Below are 19,490 nucleotides of genomic sequence, written 5' to 3'. Positions count from 1 at the left end.
GGCCGTGCCGACAGCCCAGCGCGAGGCTCCTCCGCCGCACACGCCGCACACCGCCCCCAGCAAGAGACGCCCGCATCAACGACCGCGCCGACCCCTCGCGGGCAGGGGTGCGCTCCAGCACCGATGGCCACATCCGCACAGGCAGGGGCATCTGCCCAGGTAGATACGCCCGCACTGGCAGGTACTCCGGCACATGCAGGTACGCCCGCAGATGCAAGTACGCCAGCACAGGCAGGCGCGCCCGCAGCCTCACGGATGCCCCCACGGGTAGGCGCCCCCGCACAGCCAAGCCCACCGGCACTGGAGCGCGGCGCGCCGCAGGAACGCGTGCCGGCGCGGGGAGGTGCCGGTGCGCCAGTGCCGGTACGGGCGCCGGCGCAGGCAGCCCCTCCGCGCACCGAGCGGGTGCACAGCGCCTCTGCCGACCTCCTGGAGCATCCCGACCCACACATTGCGGCCCAGGCCGCCGCCGTGGAGAACCTGCTCCGCTGCTGGGTACGCGAGACCAACGTCCTAGCCCCCGACAACGGGACCCTCCGCATCCCCTTGCCTGCCACCGGAACGGCCCTTCTGATCCCGGTCCGCTACTGGTCCGCGACGGGGTGGCACCGCTTCGGCCCGCCACGTCTGGCCGACGCACCGGACCACTCCCCACCGACCGACGCCGTCACCCTTGCCGCACTGCTCGCGAGGGAGACGTCCGGGGCAGCAGACACCGGTTCCGCTGCCACCGACCTCGTCGCACGCGTCGCCGATTCCGTCCGACGAACCGTCACGTTCATCAATGAACGCCGGCGCAAGCCCGCCAAGGGCTCCGACCTCTTTCTCACGGCCGAGCAGGCACTCATGCTCGGACACCCGCTCCACCCGACGCCGAAGAGTCGCGAGGGTCTCTCCGAGTCCGAAGCACGGCTGTACTCACCCGAGTTGCGCGGTTCTTTCTCCTTGAACTGGCTGGCGGTCGCTCCCTCCCTCCTGGTCACCGACTCGGCATGGACCGAGCGCGGTCGTGTCGTGCCCGCGACCCAGCTCACGGCCCGTCTGGCCGACTCTCGGCTGCCGTTGCCCGACGGCTACGCGGCCCTGCCTCTCCATCCCTGGCAATGGCGCGAGGCCCAGCAACGTCCCGAGATCGCGGCTCTGCTCGACGCAGGGCTGCTCCGGGACCTCGGCGTCCACGGCGCACCGTGGCATCCCACCTCCTCCGTCCGAACCGTCCACAGATCCGACGCCACGGCCATGCTCAAGCTGTCGCTCGGTTTGCGCATCACCAACTCCCGGCGTGAGAACCTCCGCAAGGAACTGCACCGCGGCGTCGAGGTTCATCGGCTCCTGCGCAGCGGCCTCTCCGCACAGTGGCAAGCCGTGCACCCGGGGTTCGACATCGTTCGCGACCCGGCCTGGCTTGCCGTCGACGCGCCGGACGGTGGCCCCTTGGCCGGCCTCGACGTGATGATCCGGCACAACCCGTTCACGCCTTCCGACGATGTGTCCTGTGTAGCCGGACTCGTCTCGCCCTGCCCTCTGGCACAGACCGACACCGCCGCGAGTCGCCCAGGGCCGGACACGCAGCCCTTCCAGTCCCGTCTTGCCGAGGTCATCATGTATCTCGCCGCCAGGACGGGCCGTCCCCGCGGGGCCGTGGCCGCCGAGTGGTTCCTTCGCTACCTCCAACAGGTCGTCCGACCAGTGTTGTGGCTGGACTCCGAGGCCGGAATCGCCCTGGAGGCACACCAGCAGAACACGGTGCTCCTCCTGGACGACGACGGCTGGCCTTCCGGCGGCCGTTACCGCGACAACCAGGGCTACTACTTCCGTGAGTCCCGGCACGCGGATCTCGACGCCCGACTGCCCGGCATCGGTGAGCACAGCGACACCTTCGTCTCGGACGAGGTCGCCGACGAGCGCTTCGCCTACTACCTCGCGATCAACAACGTCCTGGGGCTCATCGGAGCCTTCGGCTCCCAGCGTCTCGCCGACGAACAGCTGCTGCTCGCTGCTTTCCGCCGCTTCCTGGGCGATATCGCTTCCGGTCCCGCCGGCCTGCGCACATCACTGCCTGCCCACCTGCTCGACTCACCGGTTCTGCGCTGCAAGGCCAACCTGCTGACCCGGCTGCACGGCCTCGATGAACTCGTCGGCCCGGTCGACACCCAGTCCGTCTACGTCACCATCGCCAACCCCCTGCATTGCTGACCACCTCTGTCCTGCCGATTTCCGCCGCACTTCGACCACCGTCGACCGACGCCGCCGATTCCCTGCGCCGCGACCGATGCCTCTGGTTTTCACCAACTTCCTTCATCTCTGGGGAACATGACCCACCCCCCCTCCTGAGAGGAGCGTCACTGTGCCTCCCACCGACGCGAGTGCCCATGCCGCTACCGCCCCCGTCACGGACATCGGCATCGCCATGAGCCCGGATAGCCGTGAGCGCCCGATCCACAGGGCCGTCGGCAAAGGCACAGACAGCGCAGACGGTGAGGACACGCTGGACCTGCGCCTGCCCGACGAATTCGTGGCGCTCTTCGCAGAGGGCAGCAGTGCGGACGGCGCGCGGAGCGCGCGCGGTGCCGGCACGGCCGCACCCGCCTCCGTCCTCCCGATCACCGATGATCTACTCGACCACGTCGCCGACTGGGGGCCCATCAGCACGCCAGGAGGAGCGCTGCACCTCGTTCCCGTACGCGTCGAACGAGACCTCCCGCTCATCAGCCGGTGGATGAACGACCCTGCCGTCGCGGCGTTCTGGGGACTCGCCGGATCTCAGACCACCGTTGAGGAGCATCTGTGGTCCCAGCTCTCCGCCGACGGGCGCAGCGTTCCTTGCCTGGGCATGCTGGACGGCACGCCGATGAGCTACTGGGAGATCTACCGAGCCGACCTCGATCCACTGGCCCGGCACTACCCCGCTCGGCCCCATGACACCGGAGTCCATCTCCTCATCGGTGCCGTCGGCGACCGTGGGCGAGGGCTTGGTGGGACCCTTCTCCGAGCCGTCGCCGACCTCATCCTTGCCATGCGGCCCGCCTGTGCTCGCGTCGTCGCCGAACCCGACATCTGTAACACCCCTTCTGTCGCTGCTTTCCTGACCGCAGGCTTCCGGTTCTCCGCCGAGATCGACCTTCCCGCCAAGCGGGCCGCCCTCATGGTCAGAGACCGGAGCCTGCGTCATCTGATGTGACGCCACGTCGCAGCGTCGTCACTTTTGGTACACCGCTCGCGCCGAACCGGTTCCCACTCCCGGCCAACCGATTTCGGGGCCTGCCGACTCGACTTCCTGCCGCCCCGATTTCCGGCCGGGCCGATCTTGACCATGACCGGATCGATTCCCTGAGATGCGCGGCGAGCGGCGTCGGGCTCACCGACCACCACAATGGACGCAGACCACAACGGACGCAGACCACAACGGACGCAGACCGCAACCGTCGCAGACCGCAACCGTCGCTGACCGGCGGGCGCTGACCACGACGGGCTCAGACCCCGCCCCACTCACAGTCGAGCCGCCACCGCCCAGGACAAGCCGATCAACCTCACGAAGCGCTCCGCCCGGAATCCGTACCCCGGCCCTGGCCGGACCCGAACCGTCGCGGATACCTCCGAACAGGTCGCGATCCCACTCGAACCACCTTTGACCTCAATCGAACCGACCTCACTCCCACCCGAACCGAACCGATCCCCACCCGAGGAACCCCCGGTCTTGATCCAGCCCCTCGTCTCCACCGTGATCGCCCGTTTGTCAGTGCCGGGCCGTAGGGTGGTCGCGCTATGACAAAGCCCTCACTCCCCGAACTCCTGCATGCTGCCGTCACTGCTGTCGGCGGTACGGAGCGCCCCGGCCAGGTGACCATGGCCGAATCCGTCGCGGAGGCGATCGACGGCGGCTCCCATCTGCTGGTCCAGGCCGGGACCGGCACCGGAAAGTCGCTTGGCTATCTGGTGCCCGCGCTCGCGCACGGGGAGCGCGTCGTCGTGGCGACTGCCACCCTGGCCCTGCAGCGCCAGCTCGTGGAGCGGGACCTGCCGCGCACTGTCGAGGCATTGCACCCGCTGCTGCGCCGTCGCCCCGAGTTCGCGATGCTCAAGGGCCGGTCGAACTACCTGTGTCTGCACCGCCTGCACGAGGGCGTGCCCCAGGACGAGGAGGAAGGCCTCTTCGACCAGTTCGAGGCGGCCGCACCCACCAGCAAGCTGGGGCAGGACCTGCTGCGGCTGCGGGACTGGGCGGACGAGACGGAGACCGGCGACCGCGACAACCTGACGCCCGGTGTGTCCGACCGGGCCTGGGCCCAGGTGTCGGTGTCGTCGAGGGAGTGCCTCGGCGCCTCGAAGTGCGCCTACGGCGCCGAATGCTTCGCCGAGATGGCCCGTGAGCGTGCCAAGCTCTCCGAGGTCGTCGTCACCAACCATGCGCTGCTCGCCATCGACGCCATCGAGGGCGCCCCGGTCCTCCCGCAGCACGAGGTCCTGATCGTCGACGAGGCGCACGAACTGGTCTCCCGGGTCACCGGAGTCGCCACCGGCGAACTCACTCCCGGACAGGTCAACCGCGCGGTACGCCGCGCCGCGAAGCTCGTCAACGAGAAGGCCGCCGACCAGCTCCAGACCGCCGCCGAGGGCTTCGAACGGCTGATGGAGCTGGCCCTGCCGGGCCGCTTGGAGGAGATCCCCGAAGATCTCGCCTACGCGCTCATGGCGCTGCGAGATGCCTGCCGCACGGTCATCTCGGCGATCGGCGCCACTCGCGACAAGTCCGTGCAGGACGAGGACGCGGTCCGCAAGCAGGCGCTGGCCTCGGTCGAGACCGTCCACGACGTGGCGGAGCGGATCACCAACGGCTCCGAGTGGGACGTCGTCTGGTACGAGCGTCACGACCGCTTCGGAGCGTCCTTGCGCGTGGCTCCGATGTCCGTGTCGGGACTCCTCAGGGAGAAGCTCTTCGCGGACCGCTCGGTCGTCCTGACCTCCGCGACCTTGAAGCTGGGCGGCGACTTCAACGGCGTCGGCGCGTCCCTGGGCCTCGCCCCCGAGGGCACGGAGGGCGACGATCTCCCCCAGTGGAAGGGCGTGGACGTCGGCTCGCCCTTCGAGTACCGCAAGCAGGGCATCCTGTACGTCGCCAAGCACCTGTCCCGCCCAGCACGGGACGGCGATCGCGCGGACATGCTTGATGAGCTGACCGAACTGATCCAGGCCGCCGGCGGTCGCACGCTCGGCCTGTTCTCCTCGATGCGGGCCGCTCAGCTGGCCGCAGAGGAGCTTCGCTCCCGTATCCCCGAGTTCCCGATCCTCCTGCAGGGTGAGGAGACACTCGGCGAGCTGATCAAGAACTTCGCGGCCGATCCGAAGACCTGTCTCTTCGGCACGCTGTCCCTCTGGCAGGGCGTCGACGTCCCCGGCCCCAGTTGCCAGCTGGTCGTCATGGACAAGATCCCGTTCCCGCGCCCGGACGACCCGCTGATGAGCGCCCGCCAGAAGGCGGTGGAGGACGCCGGCGGCAACGGCTTCATGGCGGTCGCCGCCACCCATGCCGCACTGCTGATGGCCCAGGGCGCGGGCCGCCTCGTACGGGCGTCGGGGGACCGCGGCGTGGTCGCCGTACTGGACCAGCGACTGGCCACGGCCCGGTACGGGAGCTATCTGAAGGCCTCACTGCCCGACTTCTGGTACACGACGGACCGTAATCAGGTCCGAAAGTCGCTCGCGGCGATCGATGCGGCGGCGAAGCAGGCCGAGGCGGACCGGGCGTAGGAGTGACAAGGGTTGGCCTGTCGAAGTGCCTGCGATAGGCCTGCCTGCGATAAGCCCGCCTGCGGCAAGCCCCCCGTCCGAATCCGCTGATGACCGGGTTCCGCGCGGCACCGGGGCAGCCAGGGACCGCAGAGCACAACCGGGGTCCACACAGCACAGGGCCCCGGAACCGGCGCAGGGGTCCCGGGGCCCGGTCAGGGGGCGACGCCTTCGAGCTCGCCCGCTGCGGCCGTCACACGCGGCGCAGCACTGCCACCACCTTGCCCAGGATGGTCGCGTCGTCGCCGGGGATCGGCTCGTACGCCGAGTTGTGCGGAAGGAGCCAGACGTGCCCGTCCTCGCGCTTGAAGCGCTTGACCGTGGCCTCGCCGTCGAGCATCGCGGCCACGATGTCGCCGTTCTCAGCGACCGGCTGGCGGCGGACCGTGACCCAGTCGCCGTCGCAGATCGCGGCCTCGATCATCGAGTCACCCACGACCTTCAGTACGAACAGCTCGCCGTCGCCGACCAGCTGTCGAGGGAGGGGGAAGACGTCCTCGACCGACTCCTCCGCGAGGATCGGTCCACCGGCGGCGATACGGCCGACCAGCGGTACGTACGACGCCGCGGGCTTACCGGCGGTGTCGGTGGGCTGCACCGAGGCGGCCTGGTCGGAGCCGCGCACCTCGTACGCGCGCGGCCGGTGCGGGTCGCGGCGCAGGAAGCCCTTGCGCTCCAGTGCCATCAGCTGGTGTGCGACCGAGGACGTGCTCGACAGGCCGACCGCCTGGCCGATCTCCCGCATCGACGGCGGGTAGCCACGTCGCTGCACGGAGTCCCGGATGACCTCGATCACGCGGCGCTGCCGGTCCGTGAGCCCCGAGCTGTCCGCCCGGATGCCAGGAGGTCGGCCCGGGAGGGAGCGCTTGTGTCCCTCGGGATTCATGGCTTCGTTCATCGCATGCACCGGCTCGAGTCGGCCCTGGGAGCGGTCCTGGGCAGTGATGGTGGCACTGTCTGCGGTGGTGGTCACGTCGGCCCCTCTCGATGGTCTCCCTGCTGCACAACGGTAGTTGCTTTCGAAAGGTTGCGCCAAACACACGTTCGAGTGAAAAATCGCGAATCGCCTGACGCGATCATGTGTCTGGGTGTATGGCTAACGCACTGTCCGGCGGGCAAAAGGGCGCATTGTTGTACTCTTCACCGTCGGCATACGACCTCGTGGGTTGTCGCCCCAGTCTGCCATCCGGCATCGGATCAACCGCGGACTGACCCCCATCTGTGCGGGAGTCGCACGTCGCCTCCGTGTGCCGCTCACGCTATCTCCGTATGTGCTGCGGCGATACGGCTGTGCGTGCATGTGCCGGGGAGCCGTCACTGCCATACGGCGCCCGCACGTGCGGACGCGACACGCGTGCAGGGCGTGAATGTATGAGCCAATCCCCACATCTAGTGGTTGGATTGCGGCAGCAGCCCAGAAGTTGTGGTCCCCCCGGTCTTCGGACGGTGGGAGATCGCCTATGCTTGGGGCTGCTTCGAGGGGCCCGTGAGGCCCAGCGAGGCTATTGAGTCTGCTGTGAGGAGGGTTGGAGTTATGCACTGCCCCTTCTGCAGGCACCCCGACAGCCGTGTCGTCGACAGCCGTACGACCGACGACGGCACGTCGATCCGCAGGCGCCGCCAGTGTCCTGACTGCTCCCGTCGTTTCACGACCGTGGAGACGTGCTCGCTGATGGTGGTCAAGCGGTCCGGAGTCACCGAGCCGTTCAGCCGTACCAAGGTCATCAACGGCGTCCGAAAGGCATGCCAGGGACGACCTGTCACCGAGGACGCGCTCGCGCAGCTCGGCCAGCGGGTCGAAGAGGCAGTGCGGGCCACCGGAAGCGCCGAGCTGACCACCCACGACGTGGGGCTGGCCATACTCGGCCCGTTGCAGGAGCTCGACCTCGTCGCCTATCTGCGATTCGCCTCCGTCTATCGGGCGTTCGACTCGCTCGAGGACTTCGAGGCCGCGATCGCGGAACTGAGGGAGGCGACCGGGCGCCCCGCCGCGGACGACGACGACCGCGAAGACGAGGCAGGCGCAGTCACGGGGGGCCGGGAAGACGATCGCGGGTCCGGAGGGGCTGTACAAGTCCCCGTGCCCGCCAACGCCGCCGACTGAGGGCGGGCCGGTTCCGGTTCTCGGAGTCCGGGGCCGGCCTTGAGGCGGCGACAGAAGACCTGCTGCGGGTGGCGATCAGAGGGTGCCCGCAGCACCAGACAGAACACGTGCCACGGGGAACATCGGGGCACTTCAGGGCGTTTTAGCCCGTACAGGGAGGCGGCATGACAGAGACGGCGAGCGGTCCGGCACGGAGTTCCCGCGCCAAGGGCACCAAGGCGACCAAGGGACTGCGTATCGAGCGCATCCACACCACCCCTGGCGTGCACCCGTACGACGAGGTGGCCTGGGAGCGTCGTGACGTCGTCATGACCAACTGGCGCGACGGCTCGGTCAACTTCGAGCAGCGCGGCGTCGAGTTCCCCGACTTCTGGTCGGTGAACGCGGTCAACATCGTCACCAGCAAGTACTTCCGCGGTGCCGTCGGCACCCCGCAGCGCGAGGTGAGCCTGAAGCAGCTCATCGACCGCATCGTGAAGACGTACCGGAAGGCCGGCGAGGACTACAAGTACTTCGCCTCGCCCGCTGACGCCGAGATCTTCGAGCACGAACTGGCGTACGCCCTCCTGCACCAGATCTTCAGCTTCAACAGCCCTGTCTGGTTCAACGTCGGTACCCCGCAGCCCCAGCAGGTCTCCGCCTGCTTCATCCTGTCCGTCGACGACTCCATGGAGTCGATCCTCGACTGGTACAAGGAAGAGGGCATGATCTTCAAGGGAGGCTCCGGCGCCGGCCTGAACCTCTCCCGCATCCGCTCCTCCAAGGAGCTGCTGTCCTCCGGCGGCAACGCCTCCGGTCCCGTCTCCTTCATGCGTGGCGCCGACGCCTCCGCAGGAACGATCAAGTCGGGCGGTGCCACGCGCCGTGCAGCCAAGATGGTCATCCTCGACGTCGACCACCCGGACATCGAGGACTTCATCGAGACCAAGGTGAAGGAAGAGGAGAAGATCCGCGCGCTGCGTGACGCGGGCTTCGACATGGACCTCGGTGGCGAGGACATCACCTCCGTCCAGTACCAGAACGCCAACAACTCGGTCCGTGTGAACGACGAGTTCATGAAGGCGGTCGAGCAGGGCGGCAAGTTCGGCCTCCGCGCGCGGATGACCGGCGAGGTCATCGAAGAGGTCGACGCCAAGGCCCTGTTCCGCAAGATGGCCGAGGCCGCCTGGGCGTGTGCCGACCCCGGTATCCAGTACGACGACACCATCAACCACTGGCACACCTGCCCGGAGTCCGGCCGTATCAACGGCTCGAACCCCTGCAGCGAGTACATGCACCTGGACAACACGTCCTGCAACCTCGCCTCGCTGAACCTGATGAAGTTCCTGAAGGACGACGGCAAGGGCAACCAGTCCTTCGACGTCGAGCGCTTCGCGAAGGTCGTCGAGCTCGTCATCACCGCGATGGACATCTCCATCTGCTTCGCGGACTTCCCGACGCAGAAGATCGGTGAGAACACGCGCGCGTTCCGCCAGCTCGGCATCGGCTACGCCAACCTCGGCGCCCTGCTGATGGCGACCGGCCACGCCTACGACTCCGACGGCGGCCGTGCCCTCGCCGGTGCCATCACCTCCCTGATGACCGGCACGTCGTACAAGCGCTCCGCCGAACTCGCCGCGGTCGTCGGTGCGTACGACGGCTACGCCCGCAACGCGCAGCCGCACCTGCGCGTCATGAAGCAGCACGCCGACGCCAACGCCCAGGCCGTTCGCATGGACGACCTGGACACGCCGGTCTGGGCCGCCGCCACGGAGGCCTGGCAGGACGTGCTGCGTCTCGGTGAGAAGAACGGTTTCCGTAACTCCCAGGCGTCCGTCATCGCCCCGACCGGCACCATCGGTCTGGCGATGTCCTGTGACACCACCGGCCTGGAGCCCGACCTCGCCCTGGTCAAGTTCAAGAAGCTCGTCGGCGGCGGCTCGATGCAGATCGTCAACGGCACCGTCCCGCAGGCCCTGCGCCGCCTGGGCTACCAGGAGGAGCAGATCGAGGCGATCGTCGCCCACATCGCCGAGCACGGCAATGTGATCGACGCCCCAGGCCTCAAGCACGAGCACTACGAGGTGTTCGACTGCGCCATGGGCGAGCGCGCCATCTCCCCGATGGGCCACGTCCGCATGATGGCCGCGATCCAGCCGTGGATCTCCGGCGCCCTGTCCAAGACGGTCAACATGCCGGAGTCGGCGACCGTCGAGGAGGTCGAGGAGATCTACTTCGAGGCCTGGAAGATGGGCGTCAAGGCGCTCGCCATCTACCGCGACAACTGCAAGGTCGGTCAGCCGCTCTCCGCCAAGACCAAGGAGAAGGAGAAGGCCGAGATCACGGAGAAGGCCGAGGCCACCATCCGTGAAACGGTCGAGAAGGTCGTCGAGTACCGCCCGGTCCGCAAGCGCCTCCCCAAGGGCCGTCCCGGCATCACGACGTCCTTCACCGTCGGCGGCGCCGAGGGCTACATGACCGCCAACTCCTACCCGGACGACGGTCTCGGCGAGGTCTTCCTGAAGATGTCCAAGCAGGGCTCGACTCTCGCGGGCATGATGGACGCCTTCTCCATCGCCGTCTCCGTCGGCCTGCAGTACGGCGTGCCGCTGGAGACGTACGTCTCGAAGTTCACCAACATGCGCTTCGAGCCGGCCGGTATGACGGACGACCCGGACGTGCGGATGGCGCAGTCGATCGTCGACTACATCTTCCGTCGCCTGGCGCTGGACTTCCTGCCCTTCGAGACGCGCTCCGCGCTCGGCATCCACTCGGCCGAGGAGCGTCAGCGTCACCTGGAGACCGGTTCCTACGAGCCGGCCGAGGACGAGGTCGACGTCGAGGGCCTGGCCCAGTCGGCGCCGCGCGCCCAGGAGCTGAAGGCCGTCGCCACCCCGAAGGCCGAGGCCTCAGCGGCCAAGCCCGCCCCGCAGCAGGCCCACACCAGCGCCGAGCTGGTGGAGATGCAGCTGGGCATCCAGGCCGACGCCCCGCTGTGCTTCTCCTGCGGTACGAAGATGCAGCGGGCCGGTTCCTGCTACATCTGCGAGGGCTGCGGTTCGACGAGCGGTTGCAGCTGACGCCGGGCAGGGGCATGGCCCCGACCGTCGGGTAGCCCCTGAGTGGCCCTGACGGAAAGTCCCTCGGGAGGGGCGCCGATCACATGTCGGCGCCCCTCTTCGCGGTTGCCCACGCCTGCGCAGAGCCCGCGTTGTTCCGCGCGCCTGGAGCCCGCGCTGTCCCACGCGTGCGTGCCGGCGTCCTTCAGGGTTGGCGAGCCCTGCCCATGGTCGCCGTGAACGTAGCCGGATCGTCCTCGAAACCGTGGACGCCCGGACGCAGGTCCCACGTACCCGACTCCTGGCGTACGAACTCCGCGACCGTCGCCGCCGTCGAGCCCAGGACGCCTCCGAAGTCGTCCTCGGCCAGGACGGTGTAGTCCTCGCGTATGCGCAGAGCGGGATTGATGACACTGACGAAGGTGCGCTTCGCGGGGCGTTGCTGGATCACCACTCCGACCATCACGCGCGCGTACCGGCTGTCGAGCCGGTCCAGCTCCACGGTCATGATCTCGTCCCAGCCGAAGCCCTTGCCGTCCTTGCTGTCCCGGTTGAGATAGATGGTGCCGTCGGGGGAGCGGCTGTCGAAGTGCACCACGTAGGCGGGATCGCCGTGCGGGTCGTCGGCCAGGTAGGTCGCGGCGACTATGTCCAGGTCGGTGGGAGGTTGACCAGCCGGACTGGGGTCCCACTTGACTGAGATCTCGGTCTTCCGGATCCCCTTGTTGATGGCGCTCATCAGGCTTCCCCTTCCCCGTTCCGCGTATGCCCTCAGCCTGAACTGCCCGGCAGAAAAGGCCGGTTGTCCATCCTGCCACGCACGCCGGTTCGTGCGCCGGGGAGCTCTCCTGTCGAGCGTGACCGGCGCCACGCTCCGTGGCCTTACCATGGCGCGGTGCTGGTCAAGTGGATTCGCTGCACCGTGGTGGACCGCCGCGGCTTCGAGCGGGGGCAGCGAAAATGGGCGGGGCTTCTGGGGGAGCCGGGATTTCGGGGGCAGGGTGGCGGCTGGAGTCGGGGGCGGCAGGGGGTGGTGCACCTCTTCTCGTTCTGGGAGAGCCGTTCCTTCTACGACTCCTTCATGGCCCGCTCCCACGACAGGCTGGCGGCGGCCCAGTCGGGCACCTACAAGGACATGCAGGTCAAACTCTTCGACTACCGCTTCGATGTGAAGACCGGCTTCGAGCCGCGCTTCACCGACGCGGACCTCGTCAGGGTGGCCCATTGCCGTGTCCACGAGGACCGCGCCGAGCACTTCACGCTCATGCAGGAGAAGGTCTGGAACCCCGCGATGGCCGGCTCACCCGGCATGATCCGCGGACTGTTCGGTGAGGCGCCGGGCCATGAGTTCCTCGTGCTGTCGATGTGGCGGTCGGCAGCGGAGCATGGCAAATACCGCACCGAGCGCGTGGAGCGACTCGCGCTGCGAGCCCAGACGGAGGCGGACGTCGCGGCCCTCACGGGTGACATCGTCGAGCTCGAACCGACCTGGACCGTTTGAATTCCCAACCTGTTAAACGGGTCGATTGATGTGACCTGTGGTGCAGGAAGTGTGTGATGTACGCCGTACGGGGCCCTTACGAGTCTTCGATCGACCGTCACTCGATCTAGGGTTTTGGCATGGCACGACCACGGCGCATCGTCCTTGTCCGGCACGGCGAGTCAACGGGCAATGTTGATGACACCGTGTACGAGCGTGAGCCCGATCACGCGCTGGCGCTGACCGAGCGCGGCTGGGGGCAGGCCGAGGAGACGGGCAAACGGCTGCGTGAGCTGTTCGGCCGTGAGCGTGTCAGCGTGTACGTCTCGCCCTACCGACGTACGCACGAGACCCTCCGCGCCTTCCACCTGGATCCCGAGCTCATACGGGTGCGCGAGGAGCCCCGGCTGCGCGAGCAGGACTGGGGAAACTGGCAGGACCGCGACGATGTGCGACTCCAGAAGGCCTACCGGGACGCCTACGGGCACTTCTTCTACCGCTTCGCCCAGGGCGAGTCCGGTGCCGACGTGTACGACAGGGTCGGCAACTTCCTGGAGAGCCTTTACCGCAGTTTCGAGGCCCCCGACCACCCGACGAACGTACTGCTCGTGACCCACGGTCTGGCCATGCGGCTGTTCTGCATGCGCTGGTTCCACTGGACGGTCGCGGAGTTCGAGTCGCTGTCGAATCCAGGGAACGCGGAGATGCGGATGCTCGTTCTCGGGGACGACGGCAAGTACACGCTTGACCGGCCTTTCGAACGCTGGCGGGATCCGGAACCGTACGGGATCACCGGATAGAGTGGCAGAGCGATGACCGCTGACTCCTCTCCTGAAGGGCGCCTGGACCGCGCCCTCGCCAGCCTGCGCGGACTCGCGGTGGGGGACGCGCTGGGCTCGCAGTTCTTCGTGCCGGTGAACTACCCGCTGCTGAAGAGCCGAGGGCTGCCGCCCGGCCCCTGGCAGTGGACGGACGACACCGAGATGGCCTGCTCCGTGGTCGCCGTCCTGGCCGTCCACCACCGCATCGACCAGGATGCTCTGGCCCGCTCCTTTGCCGAGCACCACGACTTCGACCGGGGCTACGGCCCTGCGGTCAACCGGCTGCTGCGCCTGATCCGGGAGGGCGGTGACTGGCGCGAGCTCTCGGCCGCGCTCTTCAACGGACAGGGGTCCTGGGGCAACGGCGCCGCGATGCGCATCGCGCCCCTCGGTGCCTGGTACGCGGGCGACCCGGAGCAGGCGACGCACCAGGCCGAGATCTCGGCCTATCCCACGCATCAGCACCGTGAGGCAGTCGTCGGCGCCATGGCCGTCGCCGCGGCCGCCGCGCTGGCCGCTGCTCCCGGCGGTCCGCCCAGCCCTGAATCGCTCCTCGACGAGGTCATCGCTCTCGTTCCGAAGAGCGCGGTGGGTGCGGGCCTGCGGCGCGCCCGGGACATGCTCGACTACGGCGACGCGGCCACCGTCGCGGCGGTCCTCGGCTGCGGGCGGCGTACGACGGCTCACGACACCGTGCCCTTCGCGCTCTGGTCGGCGGCGCGGGCTCTCGGGGACTACGAGCGGGCCTTCTGGACGACCGCGCAGGTCGGCGGAGACGTGGACACCACGTGTGCCATCGTGGGCGGCGTGATCGGCTCCGGAAAGGCGGGGTCGGCGCCGGCCGAGTGGGCGGAGCAGACCGAGGCACTCCCTGAATGGGTGCCGACGTCGGCGTAGGCGACCTTCCCGCACCCCCTCGCCTGCCGTCTGAGCTGCCGGATGCGCACCCGGGTGTGATCGCCGATAACTTTCCGTGCCTATCGGGAACTCTGTGTGACCATCGGCCCGTTGTCGTGACAGTTGGCGTGTGCGGTCATGGGAGCCGCACCTGCAGTGACACACGAGGGGTGCAGGGGGTGCGGTCATGGGGATCATGTCGGTGCTGGTCGCGCCGTTCGTCGTGGCGGCTGTCGTGTGGAGCGGGATTCGGCTTTCCTGTGCCACCGGCGCATGTCCGACGTCGGTCGCTGTGAGGGTGGTGCGGATGGCCGGCTCGTCGTCCTCGCCGTCGGTCCCCCGAACGCGAGCCGGCCATCCGCGGCCCTTGGTGGGCCCGACCGGGTCAGCCGGCCATGGGACCCGCCGTTCCGGCAAGGGCTTCCAGGTCGCTCTTGCGGACCCGGATCACCAACCACGCGGTGGCCAGGGCGAGCACGGCCATCGCGGCGGCCGACACGAAGCCCGTCGAGATGCCCTGTGTGAGCACTTCGTGGCCCCACGATCCGGGAAGCTGGTGCGTCTTGGCGAACTCCGCCTTCTGCTCGGCCGATCCCTCCGTCATGAACTTCGGAAGCTGCTTCTCCGCCTCGTCCTTGCTGGCCGTGCCGAACACCGTCGTCAGGATGGACAGGCCGAGCGAACCGCCCACCTGTTGCGTCGCGTTGAGAAGACCGGACGCGGCACCGGCCTCGTGCTGCGAGACGCCGGAGACGGCAGTGATGGTCAGGGTCACGAAGTTCAGACCCATGCCGAAGCCGAACATGAGCATCGGCCCGAGGACCCCACCGACGTAGGAGCTGTCGGCGGTGATGAGGGTTTGCCAGGCGAGCCCGATCGCCACGAGCGCCGAGCCCACGAGCATGAACGGCTTGGGACCCAGCACCGGCAGGAAACGCTGCGACAGGCCCGCGCCCAGCGCGATCACGACCGTCACCGGCAGGAAGGCGAGACCGGCCTCGATCGGGCTGTACTGCAGCACGTTCTGCACGAACAGCACGATGTAGAAGAACATGCCGAACATCGCCGCGGCCAGGCTGAGCATGATCACATAGGTGCCCGAGCGGTTGCGGTCGGCGAACATCCTGAGCGGGGTGATGGGCTCCTTGGCTCGCGATTCGATGAACGCGAAGGCCAGCAACAGAACCACGGCGGCGCCGAAGGACCCGATGGTCACACTGTCCCGCCAGCCCTCGTCCGCCGCGCGGATGAAGCCGTAGACCAGGGACGCCATGCCCGTGGTCGAGGTCAGTGCGCCCGCTATGTCGAAGCGGCCGGTGTGCCGTTCGGACTCGCTGATGTACAGCGGCGCGAGCACGGCGATCAGGATGCCGATCGGCACGTTGACGAAGAGCACCCACCGCCAGTCGAGCCACTCGGTGAGCATGCCGCCCGCGAGCAGACCGATGGCGCCACCGCCTGCGGAGACGGCGGCGAAGACGCCGAACGCCCGGTTGCGTTCGGGGCCTTCGGGGAACGTGGTCGTGATGAGCGCCAGCGAGGTGGGCGACGCGATCGCGCCACCCATGCCCTGGAGCACGCGTGCGGCCAGCAACTGCCAGGGTTCCTGGGCGAGTCCGCCCAGCAGGGAGGCCAGGGTGAACAGCAGGATGCCGGTCATGAAGACCCGGCGGCGGCCCAGGATGTCACCGGCACGGCCGCCGAGCAGCAGCAGGCCGCCGAAGGTGAGCGTGTAGGCGCTGACGACCCAGGTGAGGTCGGTGGTGCTGAACTTGAGTGCGTCTTGAATGTGCGGGAGTGCGATGTTCACAATCGTCGCGTCGAGTACCACCATGAGTTGGCAGGCCGCGATGACGGTGAGCGCAATGCCGGGATGCCCCTCCCGGCGGGCCGCACCTGGTTTCTGGTTTTTGATCAACTGAGAGGTTGTCACTATGGGTCCCCCACAAGTGCCTTAGTGAACGCTCGCGTTCACTGTCGCGTCAACCGTAGTGAGTCCTCGGTAGTGAACGCAAGCGTTCACTGAAGTTGTCATCGCGCGGCGTTTCCCCCGTAGTTGCCGCGTGACGATCCCCTGTCCCCGGAATTCCGCTTCCCTGTTCGTTGGAGACGCTCAGATGGTTACCTCGCGCTGGACGGCCGCCCCCGCTCAGACGGCCTCCCCCCGCCGGCGCGGCGCCGTGCTCGAACGCGCGATCCTCGATGCCGCGCTGGAGCAGCTCGGTACGGTCGGCTGGAACGGCCTCACGATGGAGGGCGTCGCCGCCGGCGCCCAGACCGGCAAGGCCGCCGTCTATCGGCGCTGGCCGTCCAAGGAGGATCTCGTCGCCGATGCGCTGCGGGCCGGACTGCCGCGCTTCGAGGCGGCTCCCGATCTGGGGAGTGTGCGCGAGGACCTGCTCGAGCTGTGTCGGCAGGCCCGGGACGCGATGTTCTCGCGCCCTGGTTTCGCGCTTCGCTCGGTGATTCACGAATGCGACAGCCTCCAGGCTGAACGCTTTCATGGGGTGATCTTCGACGGTGTGGTGGAGCCAACGATCAGGTTGCTCCGAGAGGTCGTTACTCGGGGAATTGAGCGAGGGGAGGTGCGGACTGATGCGTCCAATGGGTATGTCTTCGACACCATTCCGGCGATGATGATGTACCGATCAAAGATGTGCGGCAGCGAATGGAGTGATCGGGACATCGAGGAGATGATCGACCAGTTGATGGTTCCCCTGCTCCGCCCGGCGGATCGTTGAGCGATCGCATCGCCGGGCTGGAGGCTGCTTGGGCGAACCAGGGTGTCGAAGCCGGTTCCGGGCGGCGTACGCTAAGGGCGCCATGCCGTACGAACCGCCTACTCACACCGTCGAGCGCTCCCTCCGAGCCACGACCGGAGCGAAGATCATTGCCGGTGTCGACGAGGTGGGGCGCGGTGCGTGGGCAGGTCCCGTCACCGTCTGCGCGGCGATCACCGGACTGCGCCGGCCCCCACAGGGCCTCACCGACTCGAAGCTGCTCACCGTCAAGCGTCGTACCGCACTCGACGAGGAACTGCGGAAGTGGGTCACGTCGTACGCCTTGGGGCACGCCTCTCCGGAGGAGATCGACGACCTGGGGATGACGGCCTCGCTGCGGCTCGCCGCGGGGCGCGCCCTCGACGCCCTTCCGGTCCGCCCCGACGCGGTGATCCTCGACGGGAAGCACGACTATCTCGGGGCTCCCTGGAGGGTCCGTACGGTGATCAAGGGTGATCAGTCGTGCGTGGCGGTCGCGGCGGCCTCGGTGATCGCCAAGGTTCAGCGCGACAAAATGATGGCCGAACTGGGTATCGACCATGCAGACTTCGGTTTTGCGGACAACGCCGGGTATCCGTCGCCCGTGCACAAGGCCGCACTGGCGGAGCGGGGACCCACCCCGTACCACCGGTTGTCGTGGGCGTATCTTGATGCGCTGCCCCAGTGGCGGCACCTCAAGAAGGTCCGCACCTGGGTGGAAGGAAGCGTTCCGGAGATCGAGGGGCAGCTCGGCTTCGATTTCTGACGATTCCGCTCGCACGTGTGTGCCACCCGCCCGCGCGAGCCGCACCAGCGTTTGATAAACATCAGTTCATGCCTCTCATTCCCGAGGAGCCTCAGATTCACGAGAGTGCCCAGGGTCCCCGCGCCACCACGGCCAGTGGCCGCACCGCGCCGACCCCCCGCCCCGTACCCGGCCCCCGCTCCGCGGCTCCGTCGCGTCCCGGTCGGCCCGGGCCCCCACGGCCCGCGCCGCCGGTGCAACGTACGCCGCGTGACGTGGCCGTGGCCAAGCCCGGACCGTCGGGCCCGGCTGCCCCTGCCGCCTCCGCCCAGGCCGCGGCGACCCCGCAGATCCAGCTGATCCCGGCCTCGCCCGAGGGTGCGCTCGACGCTGCCGAGGAGGCCGTCGACCTGCTCCTGGAGTCGGGTCGCGCCCCCGGCGACGTGCTGGTGATCACCACAGGTGAACAGCACCCGTGGGCCGCTCACGAGCTGTCCTTCGGTGAAGCCTCCTACTGGGCGCAGCACGACGCGGGTGACGACGTCTTCTATGCCGACGCCTCCGCCGCAGGCCGTGCCGCGTCGCGTCCCGTGGTCGTGGTCGCCGTCAACGGCGGTCCCGACACGGCTGCCGCCACTGCCCTGCCTCTTGCCCTCGGCCAGGCGAGTGCCCTGCTGATCGTGTGCGGTGACGCGCAGCGGATCAACTCGGTGCTGGGCGCGGGCGTCTGAGCCCGTTCCGGCAGGGCCCGGGGGCGCTCGGCAGCACAACCGGGGGACAAGGCACGCGGTGTCGTCGTCCGCAAGGCGGCGCTTTCGGTGTGCGTGGACGTGCGGGACGTGTGTGAGCTCGCCGTGCGCGGGCTCCGTCGGTGCGGGATGCGGCTGCATGCCGTACGGACGGGTCGGCGCGGGCCTTCAGGCACGCGTCCGCCTTGGGGGTCGTACGTCGGGGTGTCGTAGCGCGACGTATCGCATGCGCAGTACGGCGCCGACCCTTCCGTCGTCCGCCGAGACCGCAGTCGGTGTTCTCAGCGAGCGGCCGCGCGCCGCAGGACTTCCGAGGCCGCGCCGCCGGTGCGCGGCGGCGGAAGCGGTGCCTCGGACGTGGCGAAGGGCTCCGGCGCCGAGTCGGCGCTGGGACGCCGGCCGCCGCGGCCTTCGCCGAGGACCTGCCAGCCGTCACGGGTCAGCGTGATGTACGCGCCGCAGCGCAGGCCGTGCAGGGTGCAGGCGTCACGTAGGCCCCACATCCAGGCGCCGTCCTCCTCCGTCCAACGGGCGTCGCCGTCACGGCAGTAGAGCAGCACCGCCGTGCGTACCGGGGTGCGGCGGCGCAGGTCGTGCGGAATGACGCGGCGCAACTGGGCGAGCAGCGCGTTGCGGAACATCCAGCCGTCGGCCGGGGCTGGGCGGCGGGTGAAGGAAGCGCTCGCCCGCAGCCGCTCGTCCGGGTCGAGGACGGCCACGATCGCGGTGGCCGGCCCGGGGCGGTGCCGTGAGTGCAGACCGCTGACGATCTCCCGAGGGTTGCGCAGCAGCGGGATTCCCGCGGCAGCCCACTCCGCAGGTTCGAGCATGCGGGCCACAGGGTTGGCGGATGCGGCGGACAGGTCGGCTGACGTCGACATGGATGCCGCGGAGGACGGAGCGAATCCGAAGGTCACGGTCCTCCCTTCGGCTACGCGCCCACACTGCGGGCGGGGTCGGAATCGGGGGAGCGCGCACCGCAGCAGAGCCCTACCGGATCGGGCGAGCCGTGCGGGGAGCGGACCTCAATTCTTCCTGCCGAACCGGGATGCGGCAACGAGCAATTGGGGCCGCCGCCCGATATCTGATGGTCTGTGGGTTATATCCCTA

15 protein-coding genes are annotated in these 19,490 nt (G+C 68.6%); 11 read left to right on the top strand and 4 right to left on the bottom strand.

Going from position 1 to position 19,490, the window contains the following annotated elements; all coding sequences use genetic code 11:
- Positions 1-255: 255 nt before the first annotated feature.
- From ACIBU0_RS14195 to ACIBU0_RS14185, 3 genes are all read left to right on the top strand, one after another.
- Entirely contained in the window at positions 256-2,196 is a 1,941-nt protein-coding gene (locus ACIBU0_RS14195) for an IucA/IucC family protein (protein ID WP_398816743.1), read from the top strand.
- 151 nt (positions 2,197-2,347) lie between these two features.
- The gene (locus ACIBU0_RS14190) at positions 2,348-3,181 is read left to right on the top strand and encodes a GNAT family N-acetyltransferase (RefSeq protein WP_398816740.1); all 834 of its coding nucleotides are present in this window, start codon (positions 2,348-2,350) and stop codon (positions 3,179-3,181) included.
- Between the two features lie 584 nt (positions 3,182-3,765).
- Positions 3,766-5,748: an ATP-dependent DNA helicase gene (locus ACIBU0_RS14185; protein WP_398816737.1), complete on the top strand. Its 1,983-nt coding sequence runs from the start codon at positions 3,766-3,768 to the stop codon at positions 5,746-5,748.
- A gap of 232 nt (positions 5,749-5,980) precedes the next feature.
- Here ACIBU0_RS14185 and lexA read toward each other — a convergent pair whose 3' ends face one another.
- Positions 5,981-6,760 carry a transcriptional repressor LexA gene (gene lexA / locus ACIBU0_RS14180; RefSeq protein WP_093911680.1) on the bottom strand — a complete coding sequence of 260 codons (780 nt, stop codon included), beginning with the start codon at positions 6,758-6,760 and terminating at the stop codon, positions 5,981-5,983.
- 561 nt (positions 6,761-7,321) lie between these two features.
- Between lexA and nrdR the strand changes: the two genes are divergently transcribed.
- Complete coding sequence (gene nrdR, locus ACIBU0_RS14175) at positions 7,322-7,891, top strand: transcriptional regulator NrdR (RefSeq protein WP_398816732.1); 570 nt, start codon at positions 7,322-7,324, stop codon at positions 7,889-7,891.
- A gap of 164 nt (positions 7,892-8,055) precedes the next feature.
- Positions 8,056-10,950 (top strand): vitamin B12-dependent ribonucleotide reductase, encoded by a 2,895-nt coding sequence (locus tag ACIBU0_RS14170; RefSeq protein ID WP_398816729.1) that lies wholly within the window; start codon positions 8,056-8,058, stop codon positions 10,948-10,950.
- 184 nt (positions 10,951-11,134) lie between these two features.
- On the opposite strand, the gene ACIBU0_RS14165 is transcribed toward ACIBU0_RS14170, so the two are convergent.
- Entirely contained in the window at positions 11,135-11,668 is a 534-nt protein-coding gene (locus ACIBU0_RS14165; protein ID WP_398816726.1) for a TerD family protein, read from the bottom strand.
- A 156-nt stretch (positions 11,669-11,824) separates the two neighbouring features.
- Here ACIBU0_RS14165 and ACIBU0_RS14160 point away from each other — a divergent pair, with 156 nt between their 5' ends.
- From ACIBU0_RS14160 to ACIBU0_RS14150, 3 genes are all read left to right on the top strand, one after another.
- Positions 11,825-12,430, top strand: coding sequence for a YdbC family protein (locus ACIBU0_RS14160; RefSeq protein WP_398816723.1), 606 nt, complete (start codon positions 11,825-11,827; stop codon positions 12,428-12,430).
- Positions 12,431-12,549: 119 nt separating this feature from the next.
- Complete coding sequence (locus ACIBU0_RS14155) at positions 12,550-13,209, top strand: histidine phosphatase family protein (protein WP_398816720.1); 660 nt, start codon at positions 12,550-12,552, stop codon at positions 13,207-13,209.
- A gap of 12 nt (positions 13,210-13,221) precedes the next feature.
- Positions 13,222-14,127 carry an ADP-ribosylglycohydrolase family protein gene (locus ACIBU0_RS14150; protein WP_398816717.1) on the top strand — a complete coding sequence of 302 codons (906 nt, stop codon included), beginning with the start codon at positions 13,222-13,224 and terminating at the stop codon, positions 14,125-14,127.
- A 385-nt stretch (positions 14,128-14,512) separates the two neighbouring features.
- On the opposite strand, the gene ACIBU0_RS14145 is transcribed toward ACIBU0_RS14150, so the two are convergent.
- Positions 14,513-16,060, bottom strand: a complete 1,548-nt coding sequence (locus tag ACIBU0_RS14145; protein ID WP_398816714.1) for an MFS transporter — start codon at positions 16,058-16,060, stop codon at positions 14,513-14,515.
- Positions 16,061-16,244: 184 nt separating this feature from the next.
- Here ACIBU0_RS14145 and ACIBU0_RS14140 point away from each other — a divergent pair, with 184 nt between their 5' ends.
- The 3 genes from ACIBU0_RS14140 to ACIBU0_RS14130 all read left to right on the top strand — a co-directional run bounded on the left by ACIBU0_RS14140 (position 16,245) and on the right by ACIBU0_RS14130 (position 18,362).
- Positions 16,245-16,868: a TetR/AcrR family transcriptional regulator gene (locus tag ACIBU0_RS14140; RefSeq protein WP_398816711.1), complete on the top strand. Its 624-nt coding sequence runs from the start codon at positions 16,245-16,247 to the stop codon at positions 16,866-16,868.
- Between the two features lie 82 nt (positions 16,869-16,950).
- The gene (locus ACIBU0_RS14135) at positions 16,951-17,652 is read left to right on the top strand and encodes a ribonuclease HII (RefSeq protein ID WP_398816708.1); all 702 of its coding nucleotides are present in this window, start codon (positions 16,951-16,953) and stop codon (positions 17,650-17,652) included.
- 68 nt (positions 17,653-17,720) lie between these two features.
- On the top strand, positions 17,721-18,362 hold the full coding sequence (locus ACIBU0_RS14130) for a hypothetical protein (RefSeq protein WP_398816705.1): 642 nt from the start codon (positions 17,721-17,723) through the stop codon (positions 18,360-18,362).
- Between the two features lie 299 nt (positions 18,363-18,661).
- Here the strand turns inward: ACIBU0_RS14130 and ACIBU0_RS14125 are convergent, their stop codons facing one another.
- A complete protein-coding gene (locus ACIBU0_RS14125; protein WP_398816702.1) occupies positions 18,662-19,297 on the bottom strand; it encodes a hypothetical protein in 636 nt (211 codons plus the stop codon).
- Positions 19,298-19,490: the final 193 nt, after the last annotated feature.

Origin of the sequence: Streptomyces sp. NPDC049627 (assembly GCF_044465645.1) — a bacterium.
In the GTDB taxonomy this organism is placed as follows: domain Bacteria; phylum Actinomycetota; class Actinomycetes; order Streptomycetales; family Streptomycetaceae; genus Streptomyces.
Note: the sequence above shows the minus strand (reverse complement) of the source record. Positions and strands in the feature narration are given on the sequence as shown.

Coding starts and splice junctions, on each gene's coding strand:
- ACIBU0_RS14195 (WP_398816743.1), top strand. CDS start 256: ATGCCCCCACGGGTAGGCGCCCCCGCACAGCCAAGCCCACCGGCACTG.
- ACIBU0_RS14185 (WP_398816737.1), top strand. CDS start 3,766: ATGACAAAGCCCTCACTCCCCGAACTCCTGCATGCTGCCGTCACTGCT.
- nrdR (WP_398816732.1), top strand. CDS start 7,322: ATGCACTGCCCCTTCTGCAGGCACCCCGACAGCCGTGTCGTCGACAGC.
- ACIBU0_RS14170 (WP_398816729.1), top strand. CDS start 8,056: ATGACAGAGACGGCGAGCGGTCCGGCACGGAGTTCCCGCGCCAAGGGC.
- ACIBU0_RS14165 (WP_398816726.1), bottom strand. CDS start 11,668: ATGAGCGCCATCAACAAGGGGATCCGGAAGACCGAGATCTCAGTCAAG.
- ACIBU0_RS14155 (WP_398816720.1), top strand. CDS start 12,550: ATGGCACGACCACGGCGCATCGTCCTTGTCCGGCACGGCGAGTCAACG.
- ACIBU0_RS14150 (WP_398816717.1), top strand. CDS start 13,222: ATGACCGCTGACTCCTCTCCTGAAGGGCGCCTGGACCGCGCCCTCGCC.
- ACIBU0_RS14140 (WP_398816711.1), top strand. CDS start 16,245: ATGGTTACCTCGCGCTGGACGGCCGCCCCCGCTCAGACGGCCTCCCCC.
- ACIBU0_RS14135 (WP_398816708.1), top strand. CDS start 16,951: ATGCCGTACGAACCGCCTACTCACACCGTCGAGCGCTCCCTCCGAGCC.
- ACIBU0_RS14130 (WP_398816705.1), top strand. CDS start 17,721: ATGCCTCTCATTCCCGAGGAGCCTCAGATTCACGAGAGTGCCCAGGGT.